This window comes from Roseobacter sp., from assembly GCF_045106495.1.
In the GTDB taxonomy this organism is placed as follows: domain Bacteria; phylum Pseudomonadota; class Alphaproteobacteria; order Rhodobacterales; family Rhodobacteraceae; genus Roseobacter.
The window spans coordinates 114,424-139,612 of sequence record NZ_JBGCEQ010000022.1; the positions used below are offsets into that span (position 1 = coordinate 114,424).

General features: G+C 54.8%; 24 protein-coding genes and 1 pseudogene. 11 read left to right on the plus strand and 14 right to left on the minus strand.

Annotated elements, in window-relative coordinates:
• Positions 1-103: 103 nt before the first annotated feature.
• Positions 104-340: a BolA/IbaG family iron-sulfur metabolism protein gene (locus tag AB8B75_RS15340; protein WP_405363543.1), complete on the plus strand. Its 237-nt coding sequence runs from the start codon at positions 104-106 to the stop codon at positions 338-340.
• A 104-nt stretch (positions 341-444) separates the two neighbouring features.
• Positions 445-807 (plus strand): Grx4 family monothiol glutaredoxin, encoded by a 363-nt coding sequence (grxD, locus tag AB8B75_RS15345; protein ID WP_405363545.1) that lies wholly within the window; start codon positions 445-447, stop codon positions 805-807.
• A 75-nt stretch (positions 808-882) separates the two neighbouring features.
• Here the strand turns inward: grxD and AB8B75_RS15350 are convergent, their stop codons facing one another.
• The 3 genes from AB8B75_RS15350 to AB8B75_RS15360 are packed head-to-tail and all read right to left on the minus strand — an operon-like array spanning position 883 to position 2,109.
• A complete protein-coding gene (locus AB8B75_RS15350; protein ID WP_405363547.1) occupies positions 883-1,230 on the minus strand; it encodes an MliC family protein in 348 nt (115 codons plus the stop codon).
• 1 nt (position 1,231) lies between these two features.
• Positions 1,232-1,624: a cell division protein ZapA gene (locus AB8B75_RS15355; RefSeq protein WP_405363549.1), complete on the minus strand. Its 393-nt coding sequence runs from the start codon at positions 1,622-1,624 to the stop codon at positions 1,232-1,234.
• On the minus strand, positions 1,624-2,109 hold the full coding sequence (locus AB8B75_RS15360) for a hypothetical protein (protein WP_405363551.1): 486 nt from the start codon (positions 2,107-2,109) through the stop codon (positions 1,624-1,626). The genes AB8B75_RS15355 and AB8B75_RS15360 overlap by 1 nt, the downstream gene beginning before the upstream one ends.
• Positions 2,110-2,388: 279 nt before the next feature.
• Between AB8B75_RS15360 and tkt the strand changes: the two genes are divergently transcribed.
• Both tkt and AB8B75_RS15370 read left to right on the plus strand, forming a co-directional pair.
• Positions 2,389-4,407 (plus strand): transketolase, encoded by a 2,019-nt coding sequence (tkt, locus tag AB8B75_RS15365; RefSeq protein WP_405363552.1) that lies wholly within the window; start codon positions 2,389-2,391, stop codon positions 4,405-4,407.
• Positions 4,408-4,592: 185 nt separating this feature from the next.
• Positions 4,593-4,817: a hypothetical protein gene (locus AB8B75_RS15370; RefSeq protein ID WP_405363553.1), complete on the plus strand. Its 225-nt coding sequence runs from the start codon at positions 4,593-4,595 to the stop codon at positions 4,815-4,817.
• Between the two features lie 49 nt (positions 4,818-4,866).
• Here AB8B75_RS15370 and AB8B75_RS15375 read toward each other — a convergent pair whose 3' ends face one another.
• Positions 4,867-5,832, minus strand: a complete 966-nt coding sequence (locus tag AB8B75_RS15375) for a DUF808 domain-containing protein (RefSeq protein ID WP_405363555.1) — start codon at positions 5,830-5,832, stop codon at positions 4,867-4,869.
• Positions 5,833-6,045: 213 nt separating this feature from the next.
• On the opposite strand from AB8B75_RS15375, the gene gap (AB8B75_RS15380) reads away from it, so the two are divergent.
• From gap (AB8B75_RS15380) to gap (AB8B75_RS15390), 3 genes are all read left to right on the plus strand, one after another.
• Positions 6,046-7,047 (plus strand): type I glyceraldehyde-3-phosphate dehydrogenase, encoded by a 1,002-nt coding sequence (gap, locus tag AB8B75_RS15380; RefSeq protein ID WP_405363556.1) that lies wholly within the window; start codon positions 6,046-6,048, stop codon positions 7,045-7,047.
• 117 nt (positions 7,048-7,164) lie between these two features.
• Positions 7,165-7,308, plus strand: coding sequence for a hypothetical protein (locus AB8B75_RS15385; RefSeq protein ID WP_405363558.1), 144 nt, complete (start codon positions 7,165-7,167; stop codon positions 7,306-7,308).
• 54 nt (positions 7,309-7,362) lie between these two features.
• The gene (gene gap, locus AB8B75_RS15390; protein ID WP_405363559.1) at positions 7,363-8,364 is read left to right on the plus strand and encodes a type I glyceraldehyde-3-phosphate dehydrogenase; all 1,002 of its coding nucleotides are present in this window, start codon (positions 7,363-7,365) and stop codon (positions 8,362-8,364) included.
• On the opposite strand, the gene coaD is transcribed toward gap (AB8B75_RS15390), so the two are convergent.
• The 3 genes and pseudogenes from coaD to AB8B75_RS15405 all read right to left on the minus strand — a co-directional run bounded on the left by coaD (position 8,361) and on the right by AB8B75_RS15405 (position 10,347).
• Positions 8,361-8,858, minus strand: coding sequence for a pantetheine-phosphate adenylyltransferase (gene coaD, locus AB8B75_RS15395; protein WP_405363561.1), 498 nt, complete (start codon positions 8,856-8,858; stop codon positions 8,361-8,363). The two genes, gap (AB8B75_RS15390) and coaD, sit on opposite strands and share 4 nt — an antisense overlap.
• 97 nt (positions 8,859-8,955) lie before the next feature.
• A complete protein-coding gene (locus AB8B75_RS15400; protein WP_405363563.1) occupies positions 8,956-9,390 on the minus strand; it encodes a CBS domain-containing protein in 435 nt (144 codons plus the stop codon).
• A 60-nt stretch (positions 9,391-9,450) separates the two neighbouring features.
• A pseudogene (locus AB8B75_RS15405) lies at positions 9,451-10,347 on the minus strand (LysR family transcriptional regulator).
• 217 nt (positions 10,348-10,564) lie between these two features.
• Here AB8B75_RS15405 and AB8B75_RS15410 point away from each other — a divergent pair.
• The 4 genes from AB8B75_RS15410 to AB8B75_RS15425 all read left to right on the plus strand — a co-directional run bounded on the left by AB8B75_RS15410 (position 10,565) and on the right by AB8B75_RS15425 (position 16,042).
• Complete coding sequence (locus AB8B75_RS15410; RefSeq protein WP_405363564.1) at positions 10,565-12,064, plus strand: CoA-acylating methylmalonate-semialdehyde dehydrogenase; 1,500 nt, start codon at positions 10,565-10,567, stop codon at positions 12,062-12,064.
• 637 nt (positions 12,065-12,701) lie between these two features.
• Positions 12,702-13,757 (plus strand): enoyl-CoA hydratase/isomerase family protein, encoded by a 1,056-nt coding sequence (locus AB8B75_RS15415; RefSeq protein ID WP_405363566.1) that lies wholly within the window; start codon positions 12,702-12,704, stop codon positions 13,755-13,757.
• Positions 13,744-14,628, plus strand: a complete 885-nt coding sequence (mmsB, locus tag AB8B75_RS15420; RefSeq protein WP_405363567.1) for a 3-hydroxyisobutyrate dehydrogenase — start codon at positions 13,744-13,746, stop codon at positions 14,626-14,628. Before AB8B75_RS15415 ends, mmsB begins: the two co-directional genes overlap by 14 nt.
• A 70-nt stretch (positions 14,629-14,698) precedes the next feature.
• Entirely contained in the window at positions 14,699-16,042 is a 1,344-nt protein-coding gene (locus AB8B75_RS15425) for an MmgE/PrpD family protein (RefSeq protein ID WP_405363568.1), read from the plus strand.
• A 20-nt stretch (positions 16,043-16,062) separates the two neighbouring features.
• Here AB8B75_RS15425 and uvrA read toward each other — a convergent pair whose 3' ends face one another.
• From uvrA to queA, 7 genes are all read right to left on the minus strand, one after another.
• Positions 16,063-18,924: an excinuclease ABC subunit UvrA gene (gene uvrA, locus AB8B75_RS15430; protein WP_405363569.1), complete on the minus strand. Its 2,862-nt coding sequence runs from the start codon at positions 18,922-18,924 to the stop codon at positions 16,063-16,065.
• A gap of 80 nt (positions 18,925-19,004) precedes the next feature.
• Positions 19,005-20,168: an MFS transporter gene (locus AB8B75_RS15435; protein WP_405363571.1), complete on the minus strand. Its 1,164-nt coding sequence runs from the start codon at positions 20,166-20,168 to the stop codon at positions 19,005-19,007.
• Complete coding sequence (locus AB8B75_RS15440) at positions 20,165-20,536, minus strand: hypothetical protein (RefSeq protein ID WP_405363572.1); 372 nt, start codon at positions 20,534-20,536, stop codon at positions 20,165-20,167. The genes AB8B75_RS15435 and AB8B75_RS15440 overlap by 4 nt, the downstream gene beginning before the upstream one ends.
• A 27-nt stretch (positions 20,537-20,563) precedes the next feature.
• On the minus strand, positions 20,564-21,958 hold the full coding sequence (gene lpdA, locus AB8B75_RS15445; RefSeq protein ID WP_405363574.1) for a dihydrolipoyl dehydrogenase: 1,395 nt from the start codon (positions 21,956-21,958) through the stop codon (positions 20,564-20,566).
• A gap of 125 nt (positions 21,959-22,083) precedes the next feature.
• Positions 22,084-22,668 (minus strand): DUF924 family protein, encoded by a 585-nt coding sequence (locus tag AB8B75_RS15450; protein ID WP_405363575.1) that lies wholly within the window; start codon positions 22,666-22,668, stop codon positions 22,084-22,086.
• Between the two features lie 90 nt (positions 22,669-22,758).
• On the minus strand, positions 22,759-24,024 hold the full coding sequence (locus AB8B75_RS15455) for an MFS transporter (RefSeq protein ID WP_405363576.1): 1,266 nt from the start codon (positions 24,022-24,024) through the stop codon (positions 22,759-22,761).
• A 109-nt stretch (positions 24,025-24,133) separates the two neighbouring features.
• The gene (gene queA / locus AB8B75_RS15460) at positions 24,134-25,183 is read right to left on the minus strand and encodes a tRNA preQ1(34) S-adenosylmethionine ribosyltransferase-isomerase QueA (protein ID WP_405363577.1); all 1,050 of its coding nucleotides are present in this window, start codon (positions 25,181-25,183) and stop codon (positions 24,134-24,136) included.
• Positions 25,184-25,189 lie beyond the last annotated feature (6 nt).

Consider the following 25,189-nt stretch of genomic DNA (forward strand, 5'->3'; position numbering starts at 1 on the left):
TCACTTTGACACTAGATCTAAGCGCAGGTCTCCCATTTGACACCTTGCCCCCGACTGCCCTGCCCACTACATCTGTATCAAGACTGACAACGGAGCCCAGACCATGCCGATGCAAGCCCGCGAAATCGAAGACCTGCTGCGCGCCAGTTTTCCAGATGCCGCCATCACTGTCGAAGGAAACGACGGTGTGCATATGGCTGCAATGGTCATAGATGAGAGCTTTCGCGGCAAAAATCGGGTGCAACAGCAGCGCGCTGTTTACGCGGCTCTCAAAGGTAAAATGGACGGCTCAAACGGTGAATTGCATGCGCTGGCATTGACTACCAAAGCGCCGGAATAGAACAAGGCGAACGAGAGTATTTCGGATCGCGAAATTCGCAGTATGATCTCGAGCGCCACTTGGGAAAGAACAACGTTTTCTACGAAAACGAGAGAGGATCAGAAATGACAGATGCATCTGCAAAAATTCAGGAAACCATTACCGGATCGGACGTGGTTTTATTCATGAAAGGCACCAAAGAGATGCCGCAATGTGGTTTCTCCAGCCGCGTGGCTGGCGTTCTAAACTACATGGGCGTTGATTTTTCGGATGTGAATGTCCTGTCAGACGAAGCGCTGCGTCAGGGTATCAAGGATTTTTCCGACTGGCCCACTGTACCCCAGTTGTACGTCAAAGGCGAATTTGTAGGTGGATGCGATATTGTCACCGAAATGACCCTGTCAGGCGAATTGGACACCCTTTTCGATGAGAACGGTGTCACCTTCGACAAGGACGCTGCGGAAAAAATCCGAGAAGCCAACGGCTGATCCAGCTCTGCTTCAACTTGCAAAACGGGGCGTGCATGAAGATCGCGCCCCTTTCTATGCCACTGATTCAATTGGTCACGGTTCAGTTTTCTCGCATTCTGAATAGACAGGTGTTTCTTGCCCGGTTGCCGCGTCGAACCAAGTGAGCATGGCAGCATCGCCTTTTGTCCACCACACGTAGCCCGACTCGTTGGGCGCGGCAGCGTAGCGCACGCCGGATGCTGTAGGCGTCGCTTCGAGGGTGACCAACGCACCTTCAACAAGCAAAACCGCGATGCCCGCGCCCGTTTTATCCGTTACAAACACAACCGGCAATTCCACCGATCGCTCACATAGGTAAGTCGCTGTCTGCGAGGCAGCGTTGCCCGCAAGAGGCGTGCAGGAGAGCATCGCAATCGTGCAGAAACTCAACCAATGCGCCACGTCAACTTGCCACTTTCTCCTCAACGGAAACCGCAAGCGCCTCGGCACGCGCGGCTAATTCTGCCAGCGTGTCCGACACAGACTGGGGCACGACGGGCACTTCGATACGTTCAGGCTCGGCTTTGCTGTCTCGCAGGTTTGCCAATTCTGCTTCGCGTTCATTGAGCTTGGCCTGCAATTCGGCCACCTGATCTTCCACACTGGCTGTTTTGTCGGCAAGCATCAAACCGGCCATCAATAGCATGCGCGCCTCCGGCATACGCCCGGCCTGATCTGCCAGAACCTGCGCCTCGTCGTCCAACATTTTGGCGGCCGTATGGAGGTAATGTTCCTCGCCCGCCTGGCAGGCGACCTCAAATTGGCGACTGCCGATGGTGATTGTTACTTCGGGCATCAGGCCGTCTCCTCTTTCTGCACAGGTTCGGCATCAAGCAATGGCATCAGAGCGGCAATGATCTCGTCTGCCTCGCTGATTTCAGCGCCACGTGCCGCGCGCAAGGCATCTAGTTCGGCTGTCATTGCTTTGTTGATCAGATTGGCATCGCCGACACCTTCCGCGTTCGCACCCCGTAGCGCTTCGCAAGCCTCACTGAGTTTCCCATTGGCCAGGCGCAAACGTTGCAAATCCTCGTCGAATTTGCTCAACCGCTCCGCCGTTTCTGCCGCGCGGGCTTCGAGTTCTGCCAGCGCTTTTTCGTGACTTTCCCCCAAGGCCCGCACCCGCTCATTCAGTTGCGCGTTCTGGGTGCGCTCTTCATCCAATGCCTGTTGCAGTGCGGCGTTGGCCGCTGCGCCGCCATCGCCAATTGCGTCCAGCCCCTGGGCGACCCGGTCCATGGCCGACATAATCCGACCGTGCAGTTCTTCGATTTCGCTCATGCCCACCTCATTGTCTGCGCTGCGATCTGCTCTGCCTGCTCCGACAGCCCCCGAATCGCTCTATTGTGGCATTAGCGTACCTCTATTCCCGCGAGGCAACAAATAGGCCTTTGTTGCGGATCAAGCGTTTGGCGGACGCTGTTGATGTCGCATGACAGTAAAGGCTGGCCTGTACCCTTGATCTTTGCGAAGCGACTGGTATGCAGCGCCTGAACACCAGCCATATCACTGCAAAACCCTATTTTGCGGCCCCTGCGAACCGACAAAGGATTTCACCCCGTGGATTTAAAAGCCCTTGCTGCTGCCAACCCTGATCATTGGGCCAAAGCCACCGCCATCCGAGCTTTGACACTGGATGCGGTCGCTGCGGCAAATTCCGGTCATTCGGGCATGCCTATGGGTATGGCCGATGTGGCAACCGTGCTTTTTGAAAAGCACTTAAAGTTCGATCCGACACAACCGAACTGGCCTGACCGGGATCGTTTTATCCTTTCGGCGGGTCATGGTTCGATGCTGCTTTACGCGTTGTTGCATTTGACAGGCTACGCGGACATGACTTTGGATGAGATCAAGAATTTCCGCCAGTGGGGTTCACGCACCGCCGGACATCCCGAATATGGCCATGCCTCGGGGATCGAGACAACAACGGGTCCGCTGGGTCAGGGCATCGCCAATTCGGTTGGATTTGCCATGGCAGAAGAAATCCAGCGGGCGCATTACGGCAAGAAAGTAGTCGATCACTATACCTATGTCGTTGCGGGCGACGGGTGTTTGATGGAAGGCGTCAGCCAGGAGGCAATTACGCTGGCGGGGCGCCACCAGTTGAGCAAGCTTATCGTTTTGTGGGACAACAACGACATCACCATTGATGGCCCGGTATCGCTCTCGGACAAGACCGATCAGATTGGACGATTCAAATCTGCCGGCTGGTCCGTTTTGGAAGTGGACGGGCATGATCCAGTGGCGATCGATGCGGCCTTGACCAAAGCCAAGAAAGGCAACAAGCCCACAATGGTTGCTTGCAAGACCCACATTGCTTTGGGTCACGCCGCGCAGGATACTTCTAAAGGTCACGGTGCGCTAACGGATGCAGATCAGTTGATCGCCGCAAAAGAAGGTTATGGTTGGAAAACCGGGCCTTTTGAAGTGCCGGCTGACGTGAAGAACGCGTGGGAAGCAATCGGCGCGCGCGGCGTTGAAACCCGCCGCGCATGGGAAGAACGATTTGATACCCTGCCCCGTTCCAAACGCGAGACATTCAATCGGGCCTATGCGCTCGAGACGCCCAACAAGCTCAGCGCAGTTATCAAGGCCTTCAAAAAGCAAATGTCCGAGGCAGCGCCAAAGCTGGCAACCCGTGCGAGCTCCGAAAAAGTTCTGGAAGTGGTCAACCCGGTGCTGCCGGAAACAGTGGGCGGCTCGGCAGATCTCACCGGATCCAACAACACCAAGACCGCCGATCTTGGCGTTTTTGATGTAGATAGCCGCGGCGGACGCTATGTTTATTGGGGGATTCGCGAACATGGCATGGCGGCGGCAATGAACGGTATGGCGCTGCACGGCGGTCTGCGTCCTTACGGCGGTACTTTCATGTGTTTTACCGACTATGCGCGACCGGCCATGCGTCTGGCCGCTCTGATGAAAATTCCGACGGTTTTCGTGATGACACATGATAGCATCGGACTTGGCGAAGACGGCCCAACGCACCAGCCGGTGGAGCATCTCGCCATCAGCCGTGCGACACCAAACACCCACGTCTTCCGGCCCGCTGATACGATTGAGACGGCTGAGGCCTGGGAATTGGCATTGAGCGCCAAGGAGACACCGTCAGTCTTGTCACTCACACGGCAAGGATTGAAAACGGTCCGCACCGAGCACAAGACCAAGAACCTCACGGCACTTGGTGCTTATGTTCTGGCGGACGCAGATGGCCGACGGCAGGCCATTTTATTGGCAACCGGCTCGGAAGTTGAAATTGCGCTGGCCGCGCGCGACATCCTTCAGGAACAAGGTATAGGGACGCGTGTTGTGTCCATGCCTTGCTGGGAGTTGTTTGAAGATCAGGACGAAAGCTACCGCAAACGCGTATTACCAGGTGGACCGGTGCGTGTCGCCGTCGAAGCGGGCATCCGCTTTGGCTGGGATCGCTGGCTCTTTGGAGAACGCGGCAGACGCGAAAAGTCCGGGTTCGTCGGTATGCATGACTTTGGCGCTTCGGCACCGGGCGGCACATTGTACAAAGAGTTCGGTATCACCGCGGAAGCTGTCGCCGAAAAGGCAAAATCCCTCATCAAGTAATCGTCTGCTATTCAGGTCGATGGCCTCTACACATGCGCAACTATCCAGTGTGGCGCATGCTGTTGCAGGGGTACAATGGCTTACCGCTGGTCTTAGGCGGAAATTAACTCATTCAAAAATTTTCCGCGTGGCGTTAACACAACCTTAAGTAGTTCATCTTCACACTACTGTGAGGAGGACATCAGATGGCGATGGTTTTTGCCTTGATTGGCGGCGTAGCAGGGTTTTTTGCAGCACTTATGACACTCTTTCTAGGTCATGGGTTGTGGCAGGCATTCATAAATTACTGGCAGGTCGGAACACTTGTACTCATCAGTTTGATGGCATGTCATCTGATCTCTGTCATCTTCCGCACTCCCGGAACGGGCCTGGAAGCGCGATCTATCATTCGCGCAAAAAATCAAGCCTAGTCACCCCCAGATCCAGCACCGGTTTGTTTTTTGCAGGTCGTTTGTCCAATCATCCGATGGTTTTGCGCAAGATGGGTGTAACTATCTTCTCGCCCACCGGAATAAGCGCGAGACCGAACGCCAAGCCAAAAACGCCGTCCATGGACGCCTTGGCCACCCATTCCCCCGCGCCGACGAAGTTTTCGGGCAGTGCATGACCCAATGCATAAGCCCAATCGTGAATAAGATGACCCAACCAAGGTGCGCCGAGCGCTTCAAGCCCATGCACGATGATACTGCCCCCAACCCATAGCATCGCAGCCGTACCAATCACTGTCAGTGCCCACATAACACTCGGCATGGCCTTCACGATTCCGCGGCCAATCGCACGGATCGCATCAAACCGGCTGTTGTTCGCCAATGCCAGGCCAAAATCGTCGGCCTTAACGATCAGCGCGACCGATCCATAAACGGCTACTGTGATCATGATCGCCACAGTTGCCAGCGTCGCCGCTTCCATCCAGAAATTGCTGGGCGGTATTGCTGCCAATGAAATTGTCATGATTTCCGCCGACAGAATGAAATCCGTCTTGATCGCACCAGCGGCTTTTTTCTCTTCCAGATGGGCAGGATCCTGCGGCTCAGTTGAGGCTGCGGGGTAATCCACATGCCCGTGACCACCGATTCCCATCGCGTGGGCGATCTTTTCGGCTCCCTCGAAACACAGATATGCGCCCCCGAGCATCAGCAATGGGACGATGAGCCAAGGCGCGAAATTCGACAGCAACAATCCTACCGGCAAGAGATAGACCAGCTTGTTAACAAAAGACCCCTTGGCAATGCGCCAAATGACTGGCAACTCGCGGTCCGCCGAGAAACCCCGCACGTATTTTGGTGTAACCGCTGCGTCATCGATGACCGCACCTGCCGCTTTTGCACCCGCTTTTGCGGCCTGCCCCACCACATCGTCAACAGACGCGGCTGCAACTTTGGCGATTCCCGCGACATCATCCAATAGCGCCAGCAACCCGCTCATTTTCGATTTCCTCGACCCAAAAATTGTCTGACAAGACCTAGAACGCCAAGAACGACTTGGCAATCGTGGTTAACCCACACGTTAAACGTGTGTTCAACAGTCTGTTGACAAGGTTTAACGCTAACAATTTGAAAACACTTCGTTTTAAGCATTCCGCCATTTCTGATTTGTCGCTATAGAACCGGCAGATGATACAGATGGAGTGTAGGTGTTATGACAGTACGAGTTGGTATCAACGGTTTTGGACGCATCGGGCGCTGCACCCTGGCGCACATTGCTACATCTGGTCGGAACGACATTGATGTTGTCGCAATCAATGCCACAGGGCCTTTGGAAACCTCTGCACATCTGATCAAATACGATTCAGTTCATGGGCGGTTCCCGGGAAATGTCATCGTGGGTGCCAATTCACTTGATCTTGGACGTGGACCTATCCGGATGATGTCGACCTATGACATGAATGAGCTTGACTGGACCGGCGTTGACGTCGTGCTGGAATGTACCGGTAAGTTCAACGATGGGGAAAAATCCAAGACGCATATAGAGAAGGGCGCCAAACGTGTTTTAATCTCCGCGCCGGCGAAACGCGTGGACCGAACCATTGTTTACGGGGTCAACCACCGTGACCTGCTTCCGTCGGACACGGTCATTTCGAACGGCTCCTGCACCACGAATTGCCTGGCGCCACTTGCCAAGGTGATGGACGAAGCGATCGGTATTGAACGCGGGATCATGACCACCATCCACTCTTATACAGGCGATCAGCCCACGCTTGACCGGCGCCACGATGATCTTTACCGCGCCCGCGCCGCTGCCATGGCGATCATCCCGACCTCTACCGGTGCCGCCAAAGCATTGGGCGAAGTCCTGCCAAAACTGGCCGGCAAACTTGATGGCACCGCGATGCGCGTGCCCACACCAAATGTTTCGGCTGTCGATCTGACGTTTGAAGCGCCCCGCGATGTAACAGTTGAAGAGGTCAACGCTGCGCTTGAAGCTGCTGCGCTCGGTCCGATGTCGCGCGTCATGGGCTACGACGCGGAAGCCAAAGTCTCGATTGACTTCAACCACACGGAGCAAAGCTGTATCGTTGCGCCCGACCAGACGAAAGTTGTGGGGGGCCGCACGGTTCGCGTTCTGGCATGGTATGACAATGAATGGGCTTTCTCCGCGCGTATGGCGGATGTCGCGGTCAGCATGGGCCACCTTGGCTGAACTTGGGCCTGAGGTTGCGAGCTTGGGGCTAGGCTGTCATACCTCGTGATCAAGACCGCTGACACTCGTACATCATGGGTGGATGGATTGCGTGTGTATGTGACGGGAAAGGCTTCGATGACCAATAGCATTGCCATTACCCTGGGAATCGCATTGCTTGGCCTCGTGATTATCGATGCGATCATTTTTGGTTCGCAGAATCTTGTTTTTCTGGGCAAGCGGTTTTTGGAGTTGATCGAGTGGCTGGCCTTTTGGAGGTGACCCCTACCTTCCCGTTTCGCAGCACGGGAAGCTTTTCAAAGTGAATGTCAGGCAATGACCATAAAATTGGGGATCAACGGTTTTGGCCGCATCGGGCGGACGATCCTGCGCGCCCTAAACGAAAGCGACAGGGCGGATTTGCAAGTGGTGGCTATCAATGATGTCGCGCCAGCTGCAACACTTGCACATCTCTTCGAATACGACAGTCAGCATGGTCGCTATCGCGACGGTGTGAAGCTAACAGATTATGGTATGGATGTGGGTTTTGGTCCGATGCGCATGAGCACCTTGCCCGACCCTGCGGAACTGCTCTGGCATGACGTCGACATAGCCATTGAATGCACAGGGCATTTCACCCACCCGGACTCTGCGTTGCGCCATCTGGAAAACGGATCAAAACGGGTTCTGCTCTCGGCACCGGCCAAGGGTCGTGCGCGGACGGTTGTTTTTGGTGTGAATGAGGCCACGATCAGGGCGCAGGATTTGCTTGTTTCCAACGCCTCTTGCACGACGAATTGCCTCGGCCCTGTGGTGCAAGTGTTGCACACAGCTTTCGGAGTGAAGCGCGGTATGATGACAACCGTCCACTGCTATACCGGAAATCAACCCATTCAGGACGCACCTCATGCTGATCTCTACCGTGCGCGTGCCGCTGCTCTCTCGATGATCCCGACAACATCTGGAGCGGCCGAAGCGCTGGGAGAGATTTTACCAGAATTGGCCGGTCGCATTACCGGACAAGCGATCCGCGTGCCTGTCGCCAATGTGTCCTGCATCGATTTGTCCGTTGAAGTGGAGGCGGATGTCGATGTTCGAGACGTCAACGCGCTCTTTGAAACCGCAGAACGTGGAACGTTGCGCGGAATTTTGTCAACAACGCCGGAAAAACTTGTGTCATCTGATTTTCGCGGGGACCCACATAGCGCGGTGATCGCCTCAGATCAGACGCGCGTTCAGAATGGCAGCTGGATACGCGTTTTGGCCTGGTACGACAACGAATGGGGATTTTCCAACAGGTTGTTGGATACAGCGCGCCGCATGGGGGCTTTGATCTAGCCCTTACCCAGGCGGGCCATCAACTCTGTATTGACTTGGGGTGTTACGAATTTGCTGACGTCCCCATCGAGTCGCGCAATCTCTTTGACCAGCTTACTGGCGATGGCTTGATGTTGGGCTTCGGCCATCAAAAAGACGGTCTCGATACTGTCGTCCAATTGCCGGTTCATACCGACCATCTGGTATTCGTATTCAAAGTCCGCCACGGCCCGCAGCCCGCGCACGATGATCTGAGCGCCAACATCGCGCGCGCAGTCGATTAGCAGGTTTTCAAAAGGATGTACCAAAATCTCGATTTCAGTTTGGTCCGAGAGCTTTGCACATTCTGCTTCTACCATCGCCACCCGTTCTTCCAGATCAAAGAGTGGGCCTTTGTCGCGGTTGATCGCGACGCCGATGACCAAGCGGTCCAACAGAACACTGGCGCGGCGAATAATATCAATATGGCCCAGTGTAATCGGATCAAAGGTGCCGGGATAGAGGCCAACGCGCATGTGGTCTCTCCTGTCGTGAGTATTCGGATTAAACGATCACTTCACGTCTTGAATTGCAAGCGCTTTGCAGAACGGGGTGGCGATCACAGAGTTTGGGTCAATGCCCCATGATCATGCCTTCCAAGGCATCCTTTTCCATGGCCAATTCCAACAGCTTGGCTTTGACCACATCGCCCAGAGAGATCACACCAATCAGAGCGCCGTTTTTCAACACAGGCATGTGGCGAAAACGACCGTCTGTCATTTGCTGTAAAACCCCGTCGGCGGCATCTTCCTGACTGCAGGTCACCAGCTTTGTCGTCATCAAGGTTTCGACCGTATGTGCAAGGCAGCCTGCGCCACGCGCACCAATCTCACGTACAATGTCCCGCTCTGATAAAATACCATCTGCAGTCGAGCCGTCGCGCGATACCACCACCGTTCCGATCCGCTTTTCCGATAGAATTTTGGCGGCTTCGGCGATGGAAAGTGTTGGGGACACTGTTACAACGTCTTGCAGCGATTTGGTTTTCAGGATCTGGGACACCAACATGTCGGACCTCCTTGTAACGTATTGAACACACTCTCAGCGTCACCGCAAAGTTGCATCAAGTCAAGCCAACGCTTCCAATCTGACCACTTCCGTGCGCAAGCCGGTGCTCAGCGCCTCTGCAAAGCGGCTCAACCGTTGGTTTCGTTGATCATCGACATGTCGAATGAGATAGAAGGCACGAGTCAAACTGATCTCCTTCGTCAATATCCGCTGTACACCAGGCATTGCGGGCACTGAAAAATCATGTGCGACGCCAATACCCCCGCCTTGTCTGATCCAATTGATCTGAACCGAAGCAGAATTTGACGCCAGGGGCACACGGGTGAACCCCAGATCACTGAGGTAGTCCAATTCTCGGTCAAATATCATGTCGGGAATGTAACCAACAAGTCTGTGATCTTTGAGGTCTCCGGCTGTTCGGATACGTGGATGCTTCGCCAAATAAGTATCCGAGGCGGCCAGGTGCAGGTGATAGTCGGTGATTTTCTGAACAACCAAACGTCCGGCCGTCGGAGCGCTGACCGCGATTGCCATGTCGGCTTCGCGTCTGGACAGGTTGAACACACGCGGCAACGCCACGATTTGTATGTCCAAGTCCGGGTTGTCGTCTGAAATTGCCGCGCAAACTTGTGGGAGCAGGTAGTTTGCGCTCCCATCCGGTGCACCAATTCGGATCTGACCGCTTAATCGATCCGAGTGTTGAGGGAGCTCTGCAACAACGCTGCGCATGGCCCTTTCCGCGGTTTCTGCACGCTGCAGTAAAGATGCCCCGGCATCGGTTAGGCTATAACCCTGCGGCGATTTGGCGAAGAGTGTGGCCTACAATGAAGTTTCGAGACGCTGCATCCGTCGACCCACCGTCGCGGGATCAAGCCGCAAGATGCGCCCCGCGCTGGACAGCGTTTCTTCCCTTGCGACGGCAAGAAACAGCCGGAGATCGTCCCAATTGGTCTGCATGCTTTTGTCTCCGCTGACTAAATCTTCCGTCAAGCTGTCCGAAATTGGCTGACTGCGCTTTGCAAAAACGCAAGATGACTTTGCCACCTTGCCCCTTTTACCTTTTTTTTTGCAAGACTATGCTGCAGTGAAACAGCAAAAACCGCATGGGCACTGCAAAGTTGGCAGTATGTGGTGCTCACACCGAAGAGAAAAACCCCGCAATCTGGAGAGAAACATGCAAGAACTTACCCATTACTTGAACGGCGCGCACGTCAAAGGCACGTCCGGACGGTTTGCGGACGTAATGAACCCCGCAACAGGCGAAGTTCAGGCCAAATGCCCGCTAGCCTCAAAATCCGAAGTAGAACAAGCCGTTGGTTTTGCCGCTGCCGCACAGCCAGCATGGGCCGCCGTTAACCCACAACGCCGCGCGCGCGTCATGATGAAGTTTGTGGACTTGCTGAACCGCGATATGGACAAACTGGCCGAGGCCTTGAGCAGAGAGCATGGCAAAACACTGCCCGATGCCGCCGGTGACGTGCAACGCGGTCTGGAGGTTGTCGAGTACTGCATTGGCGCCCCGCAGCTGTTGAAAGGCGAATACACTGACAGCGCAGGCCCTGGTATCGACATGTATTCAATGCGTCAGGCGCTTGGCGTCACAGCGGGGATTACGCCTTTCAACTTCCCAGCGATGATCCCGATGTGGATGTTTGCGCCGGCTATTGCCTGTGGCAATGCGTTTATCCTCAAGCCGTCAGAACGCGATCCTTCGGTGCCGCTGATGCTGGCTGAATTGATGGAAGAAGCCGGATTGCCCAAAGGTATATTGCAAGTGGTGAATGGCGATAAGGAAGCCGTTGATGCCTTGCTGCATGACGAAGTCATCCAGTCGATCGGATTTGTCGGATCTACCCCAATTGCGGAATACATCTATGGCACAGGCTGCGCCAACGGCAAACGCGTCCAATGTTTTGGTGGTGCCAAAAATCATATGATCATTATGCCGGACGCGGATATGGACCAGGCTGCGGATGCATTGATTGGTGCGGGTTATGGGGCGGCGGGAGAACGCTGCATGGCCATTTCTGTTGCCGTGCCAGTGGGTGACGAAACCGCAGACCGGTTGGTAGAAAAACTCGTGCCTCGGATCGAAAAGCTCAAAGTTGGTCCTTATACAGCGGGATCTGATGTGGATTACGGGCCCGTGGTGACAGCGGCGGCCAAGGCCAATATTGAGCGGCTGGTCCAAACCGGGATCGATCAAGGAGCAAAGCTGGTTGTCGATGGCCGGGATTTCAACTTGCAGGGTTATGAGGACGGATACTTTGTGGGACCGCACCTCTTTGATCATGTCACCAAAGACATGGACATCTACAAGCACGAAATTTTTGGTCCTGTGCTCTCCACCGTCCGGGCGCAAAGCTACGAAGAGGCGCTGGGACTTGCGATGGATCACGAATACGGCAATGGCACCGCGATCTTCACCCGTGACGGGGATGCGGCGCGCGACTTTGCGAACCGGGTGAATGTAGGCATGATTGGAGTGAATGTGCCAATTCCTGTTCCGCTTGCCTACCACACCTTCGGCGGATGGAAAAAATCTGTCTTTGGCGATCTCAACCAGCATGGACCGGATGCGTTCAAGTTTTACACGCGCACCAAAACAATTACGTCGCGCTGGCCGTCCGGCATCAAGGAAGGTGGCGAGTTCAACTTCAAACCGATGGAATAAATGAAATGGGGCGGCTCTGAGAGCCGCCCCTTACCGTTTAAAATACTTGGCCTTTTAATTTAGTATCAACACTTTACGTGCCGAACCCACATAGAACCGCAGGTAGCAACCAGCCGATGGCTGGCATTAGAAGGGCTGTACTACGGCGACGCACAATCAGTCAGCAAGCTGCCGGGGTGCATCCCCATCGTCACATAAATTGTTAGTACACGCGCATCTTTTAGAAACTTTAAAGACCCACATATCCCTGCCCTCGGCAAGAAACTACCACAAGCGGACTTCCGCCGCAAAGAAAAAATAATTTGACATACTTTATTTGAAAATTCGTTCACGGAAAAATATTTATGTTTATTAATAAATAGTTATTTATTCCGAATCTCATTCAAATATTGTCAATCCAGTTTTTTAGTTATGCTGCTGGAAATGAATTTTCTGCGTTTACTAGCCTATTTTGCGAAATCCATACTCGGTATTCCCGTTATACGATAATTTCTCTTGACTAAACGAATCGGAGTGCGCGTAGAATTTTTCCGGCACCAAACCAAAGCTTGTTTTTTGGTACGTCTCAACCGGCCTTGAAAGCCGCGGATGGCCACGCGATACATGAAGACACGGTTATTTTGGTTGGGGCATTCGTATGAGTGATATCCATATTCGGGATTGTGGTCCGACAGGGCGTATCACTCTGACCCGACCGCAGGCGCTTAACGCGGTGACCTATCAAATGTGCCTGGCCATCGAGGAAGCGCTCGACCGGTGGCGCGACGACAAGTCCATCATACAAGTCGTCATTGATGCCGAGGGTGATCGCGCTTTTTGTGCCGGTGGGGATATTGCCGAGCTCTATACAACGGGGATGCGGCGTGATTTTACCTATGGTCAGAAATTCTGGGCGGACGAGTATCGGTTGAATGCCAAAACCTATGCATACCCAAAGCCCGTAATCTCTTTCTTGCAAGGGTTCACGATGGGCGGTGGCGTTGGGATCGGCTGCCATGGCTCGCACCGGATTGTCGGAGAAACCAGCCAGATTGCGATGCCTGAGTGCGGGATCGGCCTGGTCCCTGACGTCGGCGGATCGCTGATGCTGGCAAGGGCACCGGGGTGTTTGGGGGCTTATCTTGGCACGACCGCCGCACGCATGTCTGCAGCGGATGCAATTCTTGCAGGGTTCGCAGATACATTTGTCCCGCAAGACCGTTGGCCTGACTTGATCTCGCAGCTTGAAGGTGGCGCATCGCCGCAGATTCTAGAGAATGCGTCGGAACCAACAATGGATGGCATTCTTGCATCGCAGCAGCACCTCATTGAACATCACTTTTGTGGTGCGACACTGGACGGAATTCTGGATAGCTTGCGAAACGATGATGGAGGGTTTGCAAAATCGGCGCTGAAGAGCATGGAGCGCAACAGCCCCTTGTCCATGGCATGCACGATTGAGATGCTACACCAACTGTGCGGCCCGTCCCTTACCATAGAGCAAGCGTTGTCTCTTGAGTATCGCTTTACCTACAGGGCCATGCAGCATGGCGATTTTCTGGAAGGAATACGCGCCGCCATCGTTGACAAGGATCGTGCACCCAAATGGCAATATGCCGATCATGATGTTCCTGCGGAAGCGGTACGTAAAATGCTCGCGCCGCTGGGAGACAATGAACTTAAATTGGAGGAATACGGGCATGGAAGCGCTTAAAGTAGGGTTTATCGGTTTGGGCAATATGGGCGCGCCCATGGCAGCCAATCTGGCCAGAGCCGGATGTCATGTGACCGGGTTTGATACTGCAAATACATCGGCCGAGGGCGTGCAAATGGCAGCGCAAGCGACGGATGTCGCCCAGGACGCTGATGTCGTCCTTACCATGTTACCCAATGGCAGCATCCTAAGACAGGTGGCTGAGACCGTTTTGCCGGGCATGACCTCGGGCGCTTTGCTGCTGGACTGCTCTACCGTTGACGTGGAGAGTGCTCGGAATGTAGCCAGCCAGGCCGAAACTTCCGGCATTCAGTTTGTAGATGCCCCGGTGTCCGGTGGCATTGGCGGCGCGGCGGCGGGAACGTTGACCTTCATGGCTGGTGGCACGGACGCTGGATTTTCCAAAGCCAAGCCTCTCTTTGACATCATGGGACAAAAAGCCGTGCACTGCGGAGAAGCAGGGGCCGGTCAAGCTGCAAAAATATGCAACAATATGATTCTTGGTGCGACCATGATCGCAACCTGTGAAGCCTTCGCTCTTGCCGATAAGCTTGGGTTGGACCGGCAAAAGATGTTTGATGTTGTCAGCACGTCTTCGGGATACAGCTGGACAATGAACGCCTATTGCCCGGCTCCAGGCATTGGCCCACAAAGTCCGGCCGACAACGAATACAAACCGGGTTTTGCCTCGGAGCTGATGGTCAAGGATCTCGGATTGTCCCAAGAGGCGGCGGTCTCTGTGGATGCAGACACGCCCATGGGGGCTCTTGCGCTCGCACTTTACAAACAATTTGTGGAAGACGAAGACGGTTTGGGAAAAGACTTTTCCGCCATGTTGCCACGGTTTTCCGCACGCAGCAGACCGCTTTAGGTCGCAATCGGACAATTTGACGGTTGCGGTCGCGGTAAGGTCTCCGAAAGCAATGTCGGAGCTTTCGACCATGACACTGACCTTTAGTCACTTTGCGGCGAACCTAACGTGCGACGACTTGCCAGCGCCTGTTTTGCAAGTCTTGCGTAGGTCTTTTCTCGACACGATGGGCGTGGCCGCGGTGGCGTCTACTACATCAATGGCCTCCATCGCACGAAACGGGGCTCGAGCGCTTTTTGGCCCGGGCACAGCCGGTGGTAGTCGTATTTTGATGAACGGTGCCATGGTGAGCCCGGCTGGTGCGGCTATGGCAGGTGCCTTCACAATTGACAGCATTGATGCTCATGACGGAACATCGCCGTGCAAAGGTCATGCTGGTTCTGCGGTGTTCCCGGCACTTTTGGCTTTGGCTGACGCAAGCAAAGACATGGACGGTCACGAATTTGCAACTCTTCTGGCGATTGCCTACGAGGTTAGCTACCGATCCGGACTGGCTCAGCACGCAACCTGTGCAGATTATCATACGTCCGGAGCCTGGACGGCTGTGGGTGTTGCAACAGCATGCGCGCGCGCTCTTGGGTGCACGCAGGAGCAGATACGTCATGCAGCGGGTATCGGCGAATATCATGGCCCTCGCAGTCAGATGATGCGCTGCATCGATCACCCTACGATGCTCCGTGATGGCGTTGGTTGGGGTGCGCCCGCCGGTGTGACCGCGGCTTATCTCGCGCAACAAGGTTTCACAGGCGCACCGGCTCTGACCTGCGAAGACGCGCAAGAGTTCTGGCACGATCTGGGAGACACATGGCGCCTTGTGGAAGACACCCATTACAAACCCTATCCCTGCTGCCGGTGGGCGCACCCCGCGATGGATGCTGCGCAGGATTTGATGCGGGAGCACGCTTTACATCATAGCCAAATAAAGAGCGTCGAAATTCGCACGTTCCATAACGCCACACGGCTGGCGGGGCACCGACCCATGACCCCGGATGAATTCGCCTATTCCATTGCTTTTCCAGTGGCGACAATGATCGTGCGCGGTGAAGTTGGCGTTCCGGAACTGGCGGAGGAAACTCTAAAAGATACAGATATTCTCAGAATTAGCTGCGCCACGGAACTTATTGATGATGAACACTTTACCAAGATCAGTGATGGTAAAAGATGGGCTCAGGTCTCGTTCCGTCTGGGCGATGGGCGGCATATGACTTCTACGCCGCGTACGCCGCGCGGTGACACGGATTTACCCCTGTCAGAAACTGAAATTTCAGAGAAATTTCGCCTGTTTGCAGACCCTGTATTGGGCAGTGCGCGCGCGCGTGAAATTGAAAACCTATGTGCGGAATTCGAAGGTTTGAACAAGGATGGTCTCAACCATTTGCTGGATTTGTGCTTGAGCGCGCCCCACCCGTCGTAAGCATCCGGAACAAATCTCAGCTATTCCGCCGCGACCCGTTTGGTGTGTTCCAACATCGGCTTGAGGTATTTGCCAGTGTAGCTTTCAGCCACATCCGCGACCTTCTCTGGTGTGCCTGTGGCGACAATTCGTCCGCCGCCGTCGCCGCCTTCGGGACCAATGTCAATGATGTAGTCTGCCGTTTTCACGACGTCGAGGTTGTGCTCGATCACAATTACAGAATTCCCTTGATCCACAAGCTCATGCAGTACTTCCAGAAGCTTGCGGACATCTTCGAAATGCAACCCTGTTGTGGGTTCGTCCAAGATATAGAGCGTGCGTCCGGTCGAGCGTTTGCTCAGCTCTTTCGAGAGCTTGACCCGTTGCGCCTCGCCCCCCGACAGCGTTGTGGCCTGCTGCCCCACTTTGATGTAACCGAGTCCCACACGCATCAGCGCATCCATCTTTTCACGGATCGATGGCACTGCTTGAAAGAACGCCTGCGCATCTTCAACCGTCATATCAAGAACGTCTGCTATGCTCTTGCCTTTAAAAGTAACTTCGAGTGTTTCTCGATTGTATCGTTTGCCTTTGCAAGTCTCACATTCGACGTAAACATCCGGTAAAAAATGCATCTCGATCTTGATGACGCCGTCGCCCTGGCAAGCTTCACAACGCCCTCCCTTGACGTTGAACGAAAACCGTCCCGGCTTGTAACCGCGTGTCTTAGCCTCGGGTAGCCCGGCAAACCAGTCGCGGATCGGCGTAAAGGCTCCGGTATATGTGGCCGGGTTCGAACGTGGCGTCCGACCGATCGGGCGCTGATCGATGTCGATCACCTTGTCCAGATGCTCCAGACCTTTGATCGTTTCGCATGGCGCTGGTGTCTGACGCGCGCCATTGAGCTTCATGGATGCCGTCTTGAACAAGGTCTCGATTGTCAGGGTCGATTTACCGCCGCCCGACACCCCTGTCACACAGACAAATTTGCCAAGAGGGTAGTCAACTGTGACGTTCTGCAGATTGTTCCCTGTGGCCTTTACGACCTGCACCTTCTTCTTGTTGCCTTTCCGCCGGATGGCTGGAATTGCGATCTCACGCTTTCCCGTCAAGTATTGGCCGGTAATAGAATTAGGGTCATTTGCCACTGTTTCAGGCGCCCCATGGCTGACAACCCGCCCCCCGTGGATGCCGGCCCCTGGCCCGATATCAAACACATAATCGGCCTCGCGTATGGCCTCTTCGTCGTGTTCAACGACAATCACAGTGTTCCCTTGATCGCGCAGGTTTTTCAGCGTCAAAAGCAGGCGGTCATTGTCACGTTGATGCAGCCCAATTGAGGGTTCATCCAGCACATAGAGGACGCCCGTGAGGCCAGACCCGATCTGGCTGGCGAGCCTGATCCGCTGGCTTTCTCCACCCGAGAGCGTCCCAGCATTGCGGCTAAGCGTCAGGTATTCCAGGCCGACGTTGTTCAGGAACCCAAGCCGCTCGCGGATTTCCTTGAGGATTGCGCGGGCAATTTCGTTTTTCTGATTGGTCAAATGCGCGGGCACGGTTTCGCACCAGTCAAAGGCTTCGCGGATCGACATCTGCACCACCTCGCCCACGTGCAGCCCGGCAATCTTCACAGCCAGGGCTTCTTCGCGCAGTCGGAACCCACCGCAAGTGCCACAGGATCGGTTGTTCTGGTAGCGTTCAAATTCTTCACGAATCCAATTACTGTCTGTCTCGCGGTAACGCCGTTCCATGTTCGGAATAACGCCCTCAAAGACCCGCGTGACTTGATAGACGCGTCCGCCTTCGTCGTAACGGAACGGTATTTCTTCTTTTCCAGATCCATAAAGAAAGACCTGCTGCACATTCTTGGGCAGATCTTTCCATTTGTCCGTTTGTTTGAACTTGTAGTGTTTCGCAATGGCTTCAATGGTTTGCAGAAAGTAAGGGCTTTTGCCTTTTCGCCATGGTGCCAGCGCGCCGTCATAAATTTTCAGATTCTGATCCGGTACGACAAGACGCTCGTCAAAAAACAGCTCGACCCCCAAACCGTCGCACTCGGGACAAGCCCCAAAGGGCGCATTGAACGAAAACAACCGCGGCTCAATCTCGGGGATCGTAAAGCCGCTGACCGGACAGGCGAATTTCTCTGAAAACGTGGTGCGTTCCGGATCCCCTTCGCTCGGGGCGGTTTCCAGAATGGCGATTCCATCGGCCAGATCGAGCGCAGTGCGCAGGCTGTCGGCCAACCGGGTTTCCAAGCCTTCGCGTACGATGATCCGGTCCACAACCACATCGATGTCATGACGGAATTTCTTGTCCAGCGTGGGTGGTTCGTCGAGCTCATAGAAGGCCCCGTCGACTTTGACGCGCTGGAAGCCTTGCTTGCGCAACTCCAGAAACTCCTTGCGGTATTCGCCTTTGCGGTCGCGGATGATGGGGGCCAAAAGATAGGCGCGGGTCCCCTCCTCCATCTTCATCACACGGTCCACCATATCCTGCACTTGCTGCGCCTCGATCGGTTTGCCGGTGGCAGGCGAATACGGCGTGCCGACGCGGGCAAAAAGCAGACGCATGTAGTCGTAGATTTCCGTCACGGTACCAACGGTGGAACGTGGATTTTTTGACGTGGTTTTCTGCTCAATGGAAATAGCCGGGGACAGGCCGGAGATATGATCCACATCCGGCTTTTGCATCATATCAAGGAATTGGCGGGCATATGCAGAAAGCGATTCCACGTAGCGCCGCTGCCCTTCGGCATAGATCGTGTCAAAGGCCAGAGATGATTTTCCTGAACCCGAAAGCCCCGTGATCACAACCAATTGGTCGCGTGGAATGTCCACGTCGATGTTTTTGAGGTTGTGTTCGCGCGCGCCGCGCACTTCGATGAATTTCAACTCGGCCATTCGGCACCCCCGTGTCACGATTTAGACATAGGAGGATTGAAAGGATTCTCCAATGAAAAAGTGAGAACAAAAGGTAAACTTCAAGCTTTGCGTCGTCGCCTTGCGAGCAACAGATGCGCACATGCCCCTAAAACGAAAGCGCAGCCCGCCAGAATGGGCAAACCCGAATAGCCCAAAGCGCCGGTAGCAATGGCCATCACCGGGGTTCCCATCGTATTGCCGACGTTGCCCATCTGCGCCATGGCCCCGTTGGCCTGAGCTTGTGTGGCCGGTGAGTCGTTGAGCTGCGGAACAGCTGCAAAGCTCGCGCCCTGGATTAACCCCATGGCGCCAGCCAAAAACAGGCATGCGAAAGGATCACCCGGCGCAGCCCATAGCCAGAGCATGGTCAAAACGCTGCCGCCAAAACCAAGAAGAACAACTGAAATTGCGGAGATGCGTCGCAGGAGAAGGACGCCCACAGTCATGGAAACAGCGATGCTTGTAAGGGGCATGGCGCCCATCGTAAATGCGCGATGTTCCGGCGCGATGTACGGGGGCAATACCGTGAGGATGGACACAAAGCAAAAGGTGTAAAAGAGCCAGCCGAATGCAGGCGCAGGGATAGTTGCGGACCGGTAGATGGTCAAATGATCACGCAATATCTTGACGATCGATAAGGGAGGCACAGGATTGTCAATGTTCAATGCCCGCAATTGCGCACCCAGATAGATGGCGAAAAATGCCATGTATATCGCATGTGCCGCGAGCAAGGCTGACACGCCTTGCCAAGCGACCAATGGCAAACCCGCCCAGGCCAGTACGGTAAAGGCAACACCAAAAAAAGTGCCCCAAAGCGTCAGTGCCACGCCTCGATCCTCGGGTGCGCAAAGCTGGGCGATCAGCGTCGGCGCCGCGACCACAATCGCCAGATGCGATAAGCCTTCTACTGCACGGCTGGCCAGCATCCAGGGTAGCGCGGGCAAGAAAGCCTGAAATGAAGAAATCACTGCACCAGCCCAAAGCGCCCAGAGCAATGCACGTCGGTAGCGTACCCGCGCCACCATTAGACCCGCCGCAACACCAAAGAAGATGCCCAGCAACCCGACAATAGAAACGATAAACCCGAGGGAAGCGCCTGCATCCGGGTAAATGGCTGGCAATTGGTCAAAAATCGCGCTGAACTTGCCGTATTGTGCCGCGGCTCCCAAACCGGCGCCCCAGAGGGCAAGCACTAAAAACCAATCTGTTTTTTCCGGCGTCATAGTGGTGTCTGCCGCTGCGTCACAGTTACAGCGCGCAGATCCCGCGAAAAAACGGCTGTTGGCAGCGGCGGCACCACCATCGCCAGAGTTAGGAATACCGACAGAGCTGCCATAAGCCTAGAGCATGGCCGGGTTACCCAAACCGTGCCTTGGAGCAACGCGATGGCTTGTGCGACATGTGATTTGGGTACCGCGACGGCAACCCCACCGACCGCAACGATGTGCTGCGGAATGAGGCCAGCGTAGTAGGCCCCTTGGGCGAAAACTGGAACACCCCACGCGCGCAAATGCGCCACGGTCGTACCCAGAGCCGCCGCCCCATTGACATGTGCAACTGGAACAAGGCTGGACTTATTGAGAGCTGCCACGCAGGGTCCTGCCTCTTTTACAACGGGCTACATATGAATGACGCGGTCGTACGCGTCCAACACGCTTTCATGCATCATCTCTGACAGTGTGGGATGCGGGAACACGGTGTTCATCAAATCTTCTTCAGTGGTTTCAAGCTGGCGTCCGACCACATAACCCTGGATCAGTTCCGTCACCTCAGCACCCACCATGTGAGCGCCGAGCAGCTCGCCGGTTTTAGCATCAAAAATGGTCTTGATCATGCCTTCAGGCTCTCCCAAGGCGATGGCTTTGCCATTGCCGATAAACGGGAAACGGCCCACTTTGATTTCATAGCCGAGTTCTTTGGCTTTTGCTTCAGTAAAGCCAACCGAAGCGACCTGCGGATGACAATAGGTACAGCCTGCAATGGTCTCAGGCTTAACCGGATGCGCATGTTTGCCGGCGATGAGATCTGCGACCATGACGCCCTCATGACTTGCCTTGTGTGCCAACCAGGGCGCACCGGCGATATCCCCGATGGCATAAAGCCCTTCGACCCCAGTGCGGCAATATTCATCCGTTACCACATGCGTCCGGTCCACTTTCACGCCCAGAGTTTCCAAACCCAGACCTTCAGTATTGCCAACAATCCCGACAGCAGAAATGACAGTGTCAAAGCTGTGCTTTTCAACTTTTCCACCAACTTCGATATGCGCAGTAACCGTGCCTTTGCCGCGATCAAGTTTTTTAACCATGGCCTTTTGCATGATTTTCATGCCCTGTTTTTCAAAGGCCTTCTTGGCGAATGCGGAAATTTCGGCATCTTCGACCGGTAGAACACGATCCATCACCTCAACCACCGTCGTATCAGCGCCCAGCGTATTGTAGAAACTGGCAAACTCGATGCCGATTGCCCCGGAACCGATAACAAGCAGCTTTTTGGGCATGTGTTTGGGTTCGAGCGCATGCCTATACGTCCAGACCAGATCGCCATCTGCCTCAAGACCGGGCAGTGTACGCGCCCGCGCCCCTGTTGCGAGAACAATGTTCGGCGCGGTCAGGTTTTCGGACCCCTTATCTGTCTTGACGGTCACTTTTCCTTTGGCGGGAATGGACGCTTCTCCCATGAACACCGTGACTTTGTTTTTCTTCATTAAATGGCCGATGCCGCCTGACAACTGACCGGCAACCTGACGTGACCTTTTTACAACCGCGTCCAGATCATAGCCAATGTTGTCCGCCTTAAGGCCGAATTCCTTTGCACGATGCATCAGGTGAAAAACTTCAGAAGAGCGCAGCATTGCCTTCGTCGGAATGCAGCCCCAGTTCAGACAAATGCCACCAAGGTGTTCGCGCTCCACGATAGCAACTGACAGCCCCAGCTGTGCGGCACGGATCGCTGCCACGTACCCGCCAGGCCCTGCGCCAATCACGATAAGATCAAAGGATTTCACAGCCATAGCACGCCCTCGCCGGTGGAGTTAAAGGAAATATAGTTTACCGTTAAACTATATTTCCTTGAGCAGCAACCATGGGTGCTGAGAGGCGTATCACGCGAGGTGATCCACTATGAGGTCGGGCTGTTTCAGGCTGCTTTTACTGCCTGCATATTGCGGACCATTGCACCGTATCCGCCACGTACAACAAATTCCATCTCAGGCTTGCTGGAGGCCCGGCCAATCGCTTCATTTCGGAACGGGAAGCGTCCAAATTCACGAATGACATCACGATGCGCACGTGCGTGGAGAAGGTTTTCAGCACCAAATTCTGGCATACGCTCGCACATCAGACGCACGCAGCGTTCCTGATCACACAAATTCTCTGAATGCATCATTGGCAGGTAGAAAAACTGCCTGGCGGGCTCATCAATGCGCATGTCCCACCGTTTGGCGATGGCGGCTTTTGCGGATGCCAATGCAGCCTTGTCACTGGCGAAGGCTTGCGCTGTCCCGCGGAACATATTTCGCGGAAACTGGTCCATAAGAATGATGTATGCCAAGGCGCCAGATGGATAGGTCAGCCAAAGCGAGAATTTTCCCTCGCAGGCGTCGCGCCAGGTTGACTCAAAACGAGTTCGAATTTCAGCGTCCAATTCCGCAGACTGTTTGTACCAGCCGGAAGGGCCAATTTCATCCAGCCAAAAACCAAGTATTTCTTCTGGGCCAACCATTACTTCGTCTCCTAGTGAACATACAATATGAGTATCGTACGGTCTGTTTCGGTCAATTTCATAGTCACTTTTTGCATCATTACGACACAATCAATTGGATTCTGTAGCAGTATCGTCACTCAAATCGCTCTCGATGGCGTATTCCTGCGCATACTCCAAAGCAACTGACGTCGAGGATGGCGTGACGGCCACATAGGTGCCTGTTTCTTCGACGGGGACCACCCGACCGACTGTCGATCGATAGCCCGCATAGGCCGCCAGAATTGCGAAGAGAACCCCGGTAAACAGGTAAAATCCGCCCGGCCCGACAACATCCATCATATAGCCCGTAATGATGGGGCCGAGGATGGCGCCCAGACCATTGATAAAAACCAAACCGCCGGAGGCAGCGGCCATGTCTTCGTGCTCCAGAAAGTCATTGGTATGCGCGATCAACAGGGAATAAAGCGGGTTGGACATCCCGCCCACAAGAAAGGCCGAGACCAGCAGCAGAGTGAATTGTGAGCCAAAAACCATGCCGATGACCGAGCCCGCAACGCCGAAAGCAGCGACGACCAGGATCAAGATTCGCCGGTCGACCCGGTCCGAAATCCATCCGATCGGGTATTGAAGCAAAACGGCCCCCACAAAAAACATCGCAACAAAGGTAGATATCTGCGCGACACTCAACCCGGCCTTAGCCCCGTAAACGGAGCCCATCCCGAACTGAGCTGAAAAGACGCCACCCAGCAGGAACATGCCGACACAGCCCAAGGGAGAATAGCCCGCGAGCTGACGCAGGCTCATGGGTTTGGTGCGCTCAAAAGCCGGTGTCGGGCTGATCGACAGCAAGATCGGTGTCACCGCGATGGATACCAGAACGGAAGGGATAACAAAGAGCACGTAACCCGAAGGATCTGCCGTCAACAGCAAAGCCTGGCTGAGCACGATGCCCGCCGTTTGTACGATCATATAGAGAGACAGGGCCTGGCCTCTGTTTTCGTTGGTTGCTGCATTGTTGAGCCAGCTTTCCGCGGTCACGTAAACCGCCGAGAAACAGAACCCGATGAGCACCCGCCCAAGGGTCCAGGCCCAGACCTCTGTAAAGGTCGGGTACAAAATCATAACCGCGGAGATCAATGAGGCCAGGGCTGCAAAAACCCGTACGTGACCTACCCTGCGGATCATGCCCGTTGCCACGCGCGAGCCGCCCAGAAATCCTACAAAATAAGCCGACATCACGATGGACATCTCAAAGGTTGAGAACCCTTCGATTTCGCCTCGGATGCCCAGCAAGGTGCCTTGCATCCCATTCCCGACCATGAGCAAAGACATGCCCAACAAAAGTGCCCAAGCGCTCGATAATACCTGCAGCATTTGGATCTCCGTAAGATCATGGACGGCGTGTTTTGCCCTGCATGCATCAGCGCGCCAATCGGGTCAGTCTCATGTGCGACTTCGCAGGTCGCTTTGTGTCACTTGCGCGTTATTTTGGGATCAAAAGTGACGCGTCTCCGTAAGAAAAGAAACGATACTCTTGTTCGATGGCATGTTGGTAAACACTGCGCACGACCTCTTGCCCCATCAAGGCAGAGACCAACATCATCAACGTCGACTTTGGCAAATGGAAATTCGTCATAAGCGCGTCTGTGACCTGAAAGGTGAAGCCAGGATAGACAAAGATATCTGTATCGCCTTCCCAGGCCGTGATCTCACCGCCAAGCGCGGCTGTTTCGATCAATCGCAGAGCCGTTGTTCCCACCGGAATGACCCGCCCTCCCGCTTTTTTGGTCTGCGCGATCTCTGCCGCGGCCTGCGGACTGACCTGGCCCCACTCCGCGTGCATCTTATGGGTGGTGACATCTTCGACTTTTACCGGCAAAAAGGTACCGGCACCGACGTGTAGTGTGACATGGCTGAAATCGACACCTTTCGCTGAAATCTTCTGCAGCAAGCCATTGTCAAAGTGCAAGGAGGCCGTGGGTGCTGCCACCGCCCCGCTGTTGCGCGCAAATACGGTCTGGTAGTCGATGTTGTCGCGCGCGTCAGCCGGGCGCTTGGCCGCGATGTATGGCGGCAATGGCATGGCGCCTGCTGCATTGAGCGCAGCATCGAAGTCATCCCCGGTCAAATTGAATTCGAGATAGCCCTGCCCCTCTGCTGTGCCACGCAATATAGCCCGTAAATCAGCGCTGAAGATCACCTCTTCCCCGGGTTTCAATTTCTTCAATGGCTTGATCAGAGACGCCCAGGTTCCGTCGCTGGACGGTTCCAGAAGCGTCACCTCAATGCGCGCCCGTGTCTGGCCTTGCGCGCTGGTGCGATGTCGCACCCCCCTCAGACGTGCAGGAATAACCTTGGTGTCATTAAGGACCAATCTGTCACCGGGGCGCAAATATTCCGTCAGGTCGGACACGGCCGCGTCTGTGATTTGCGTGCCCTGCGCCACCAGCAATCGAGCGGCACTGCGCGGCACCGCAGGACGGGTCGCAATCAGGTGATCTGGCAGGTCAAAATCGAAATCGCTGAGTTTCATGGCGGC

Excerpts from the sequence above, each read along its gene's own strand:
- AB8B75_RS15340 (WP_405363543.1), top strand. The coding sequence starts at position 104 with ATGCCGATGCAAGCCCGCGAAATCGAAGACCTGCTGCGCGCCAGTTTT.
- grxD (WP_405363545.1), top strand. The coding sequence starts at position 445 with ATGACAGATGCATCTGCAAAAATTCAGGAAACCATTACCGGATCGGAC.
- AB8B75_RS15355 (WP_405363549.1), bottom strand. The coding sequence starts at position 1,624 with ATGCCCGAAGTAACAATCACCATCGGCAGTCGCCAATTTGAGGTCGCC.
- AB8B75_RS15360 (WP_405363551.1), bottom strand. The coding sequence starts at position 2,109 with ATGAGCGAAATCGAAGAACTGCACGGTCGGATTATGTCGGCCATGGAC.
- AB8B75_RS15370 (WP_405363553.1), top strand. The coding sequence starts at position 4,593 with ATGGCGATGGTTTTTGCCTTGATTGGCGGCGTAGCAGGGTTTTTTGCA.
- AB8B75_RS15375 (WP_405363555.1), bottom strand. The coding sequence starts at position 5,832 with ATGAGCGGGTTGCTGGCGCTATTGGATGATGTCGCGGGAATCGCCAAA.
- gap (WP_405363556.1), top strand. The coding sequence starts at position 6,046 with ATGACAGTACGAGTTGGTATCAACGGTTTTGGACGCATCGGGCGCTGC.
- AB8B75_RS15385 (WP_405363558.1), top strand. The coding sequence starts at position 7,165 with ATGACCAATAGCATTGCCATTACCCTGGGAATCGCATTGCTTGGCCTC.
- gap (WP_405363559.1), top strand. The coding sequence starts at position 7,363 with ATGACCATAAAATTGGGGATCAACGGTTTTGGCCGCATCGGGCGGACG.
- coaD (WP_405363561.1), bottom strand. The coding sequence starts at position 8,858 with ATGCGCGTTGGCCTCTATCCCGGCACCTTTGATCCGATTACACTGGGC.
- AB8B75_RS15400 (WP_405363563.1), bottom strand. The coding sequence starts at position 9,390 with ATGTTGGTGTCCCAGATCCTGAAAACCAAATCGCTGCAAGACGTTGTA.
- AB8B75_RS15410 (WP_405363564.1), top strand. The coding sequence starts at position 10,565 with ATGCAAGAACTTACCCATTACTTGAACGGCGCGCACGTCAAAGGCACG.
- AB8B75_RS15415 (WP_405363566.1), top strand. The coding sequence starts at position 12,702 with ATGAGTGATATCCATATTCGGGATTGTGGTCCGACAGGGCGTATCACT.
- mmsB (WP_405363567.1), top strand. The coding sequence starts at position 13,744 with ATGGAAGCGCTTAAAGTAGGGTTTATCGGTTTGGGCAATATGGGCGCG.
- AB8B75_RS15425 (WP_405363568.1), top strand. The coding sequence starts at position 14,699 with ATGACACTGACCTTTAGTCACTTTGCGGCGAACCTAACGTGCGACGAC.
- uvrA (WP_405363569.1), bottom strand. The coding sequence starts at position 18,924 with ATGGCCGAGTTGAAATTCATCGAAGTGCGCGGCGCGCGCGAACACAAC.
- AB8B75_RS15435 (WP_405363571.1), bottom strand. The coding sequence starts at position 20,168 with ATGACGCCGGAAAAAACAGATTGGTTTTTAGTGCTTGCCCTCTGGGGC.
- lpdA (WP_405363574.1), bottom strand. The coding sequence starts at position 21,958 with ATGGCTGTGAAATCCTTTGATCTTATCGTGATTGGCGCAGGGCCTGGC.
- AB8B75_RS15450 (WP_405363575.1), bottom strand. The coding sequence starts at position 22,668 with ATGGTTGGCCCAGAAGAAATACTTGGTTTTTGGCTGGATGAAATTGGC.
- AB8B75_RS15455 (WP_405363576.1), bottom strand. The coding sequence starts at position 24,024 with ATGCTGCAGGTATTATCGAGCGCTTGGGCACTTTTGTTGGGCATGTCT.
- queA (WP_405363577.1), bottom strand. The coding sequence starts at position 25,183 with ATGAAACTCAGCGATTTCGATTTTGACCTGCCAGATCACCTGATTGCG.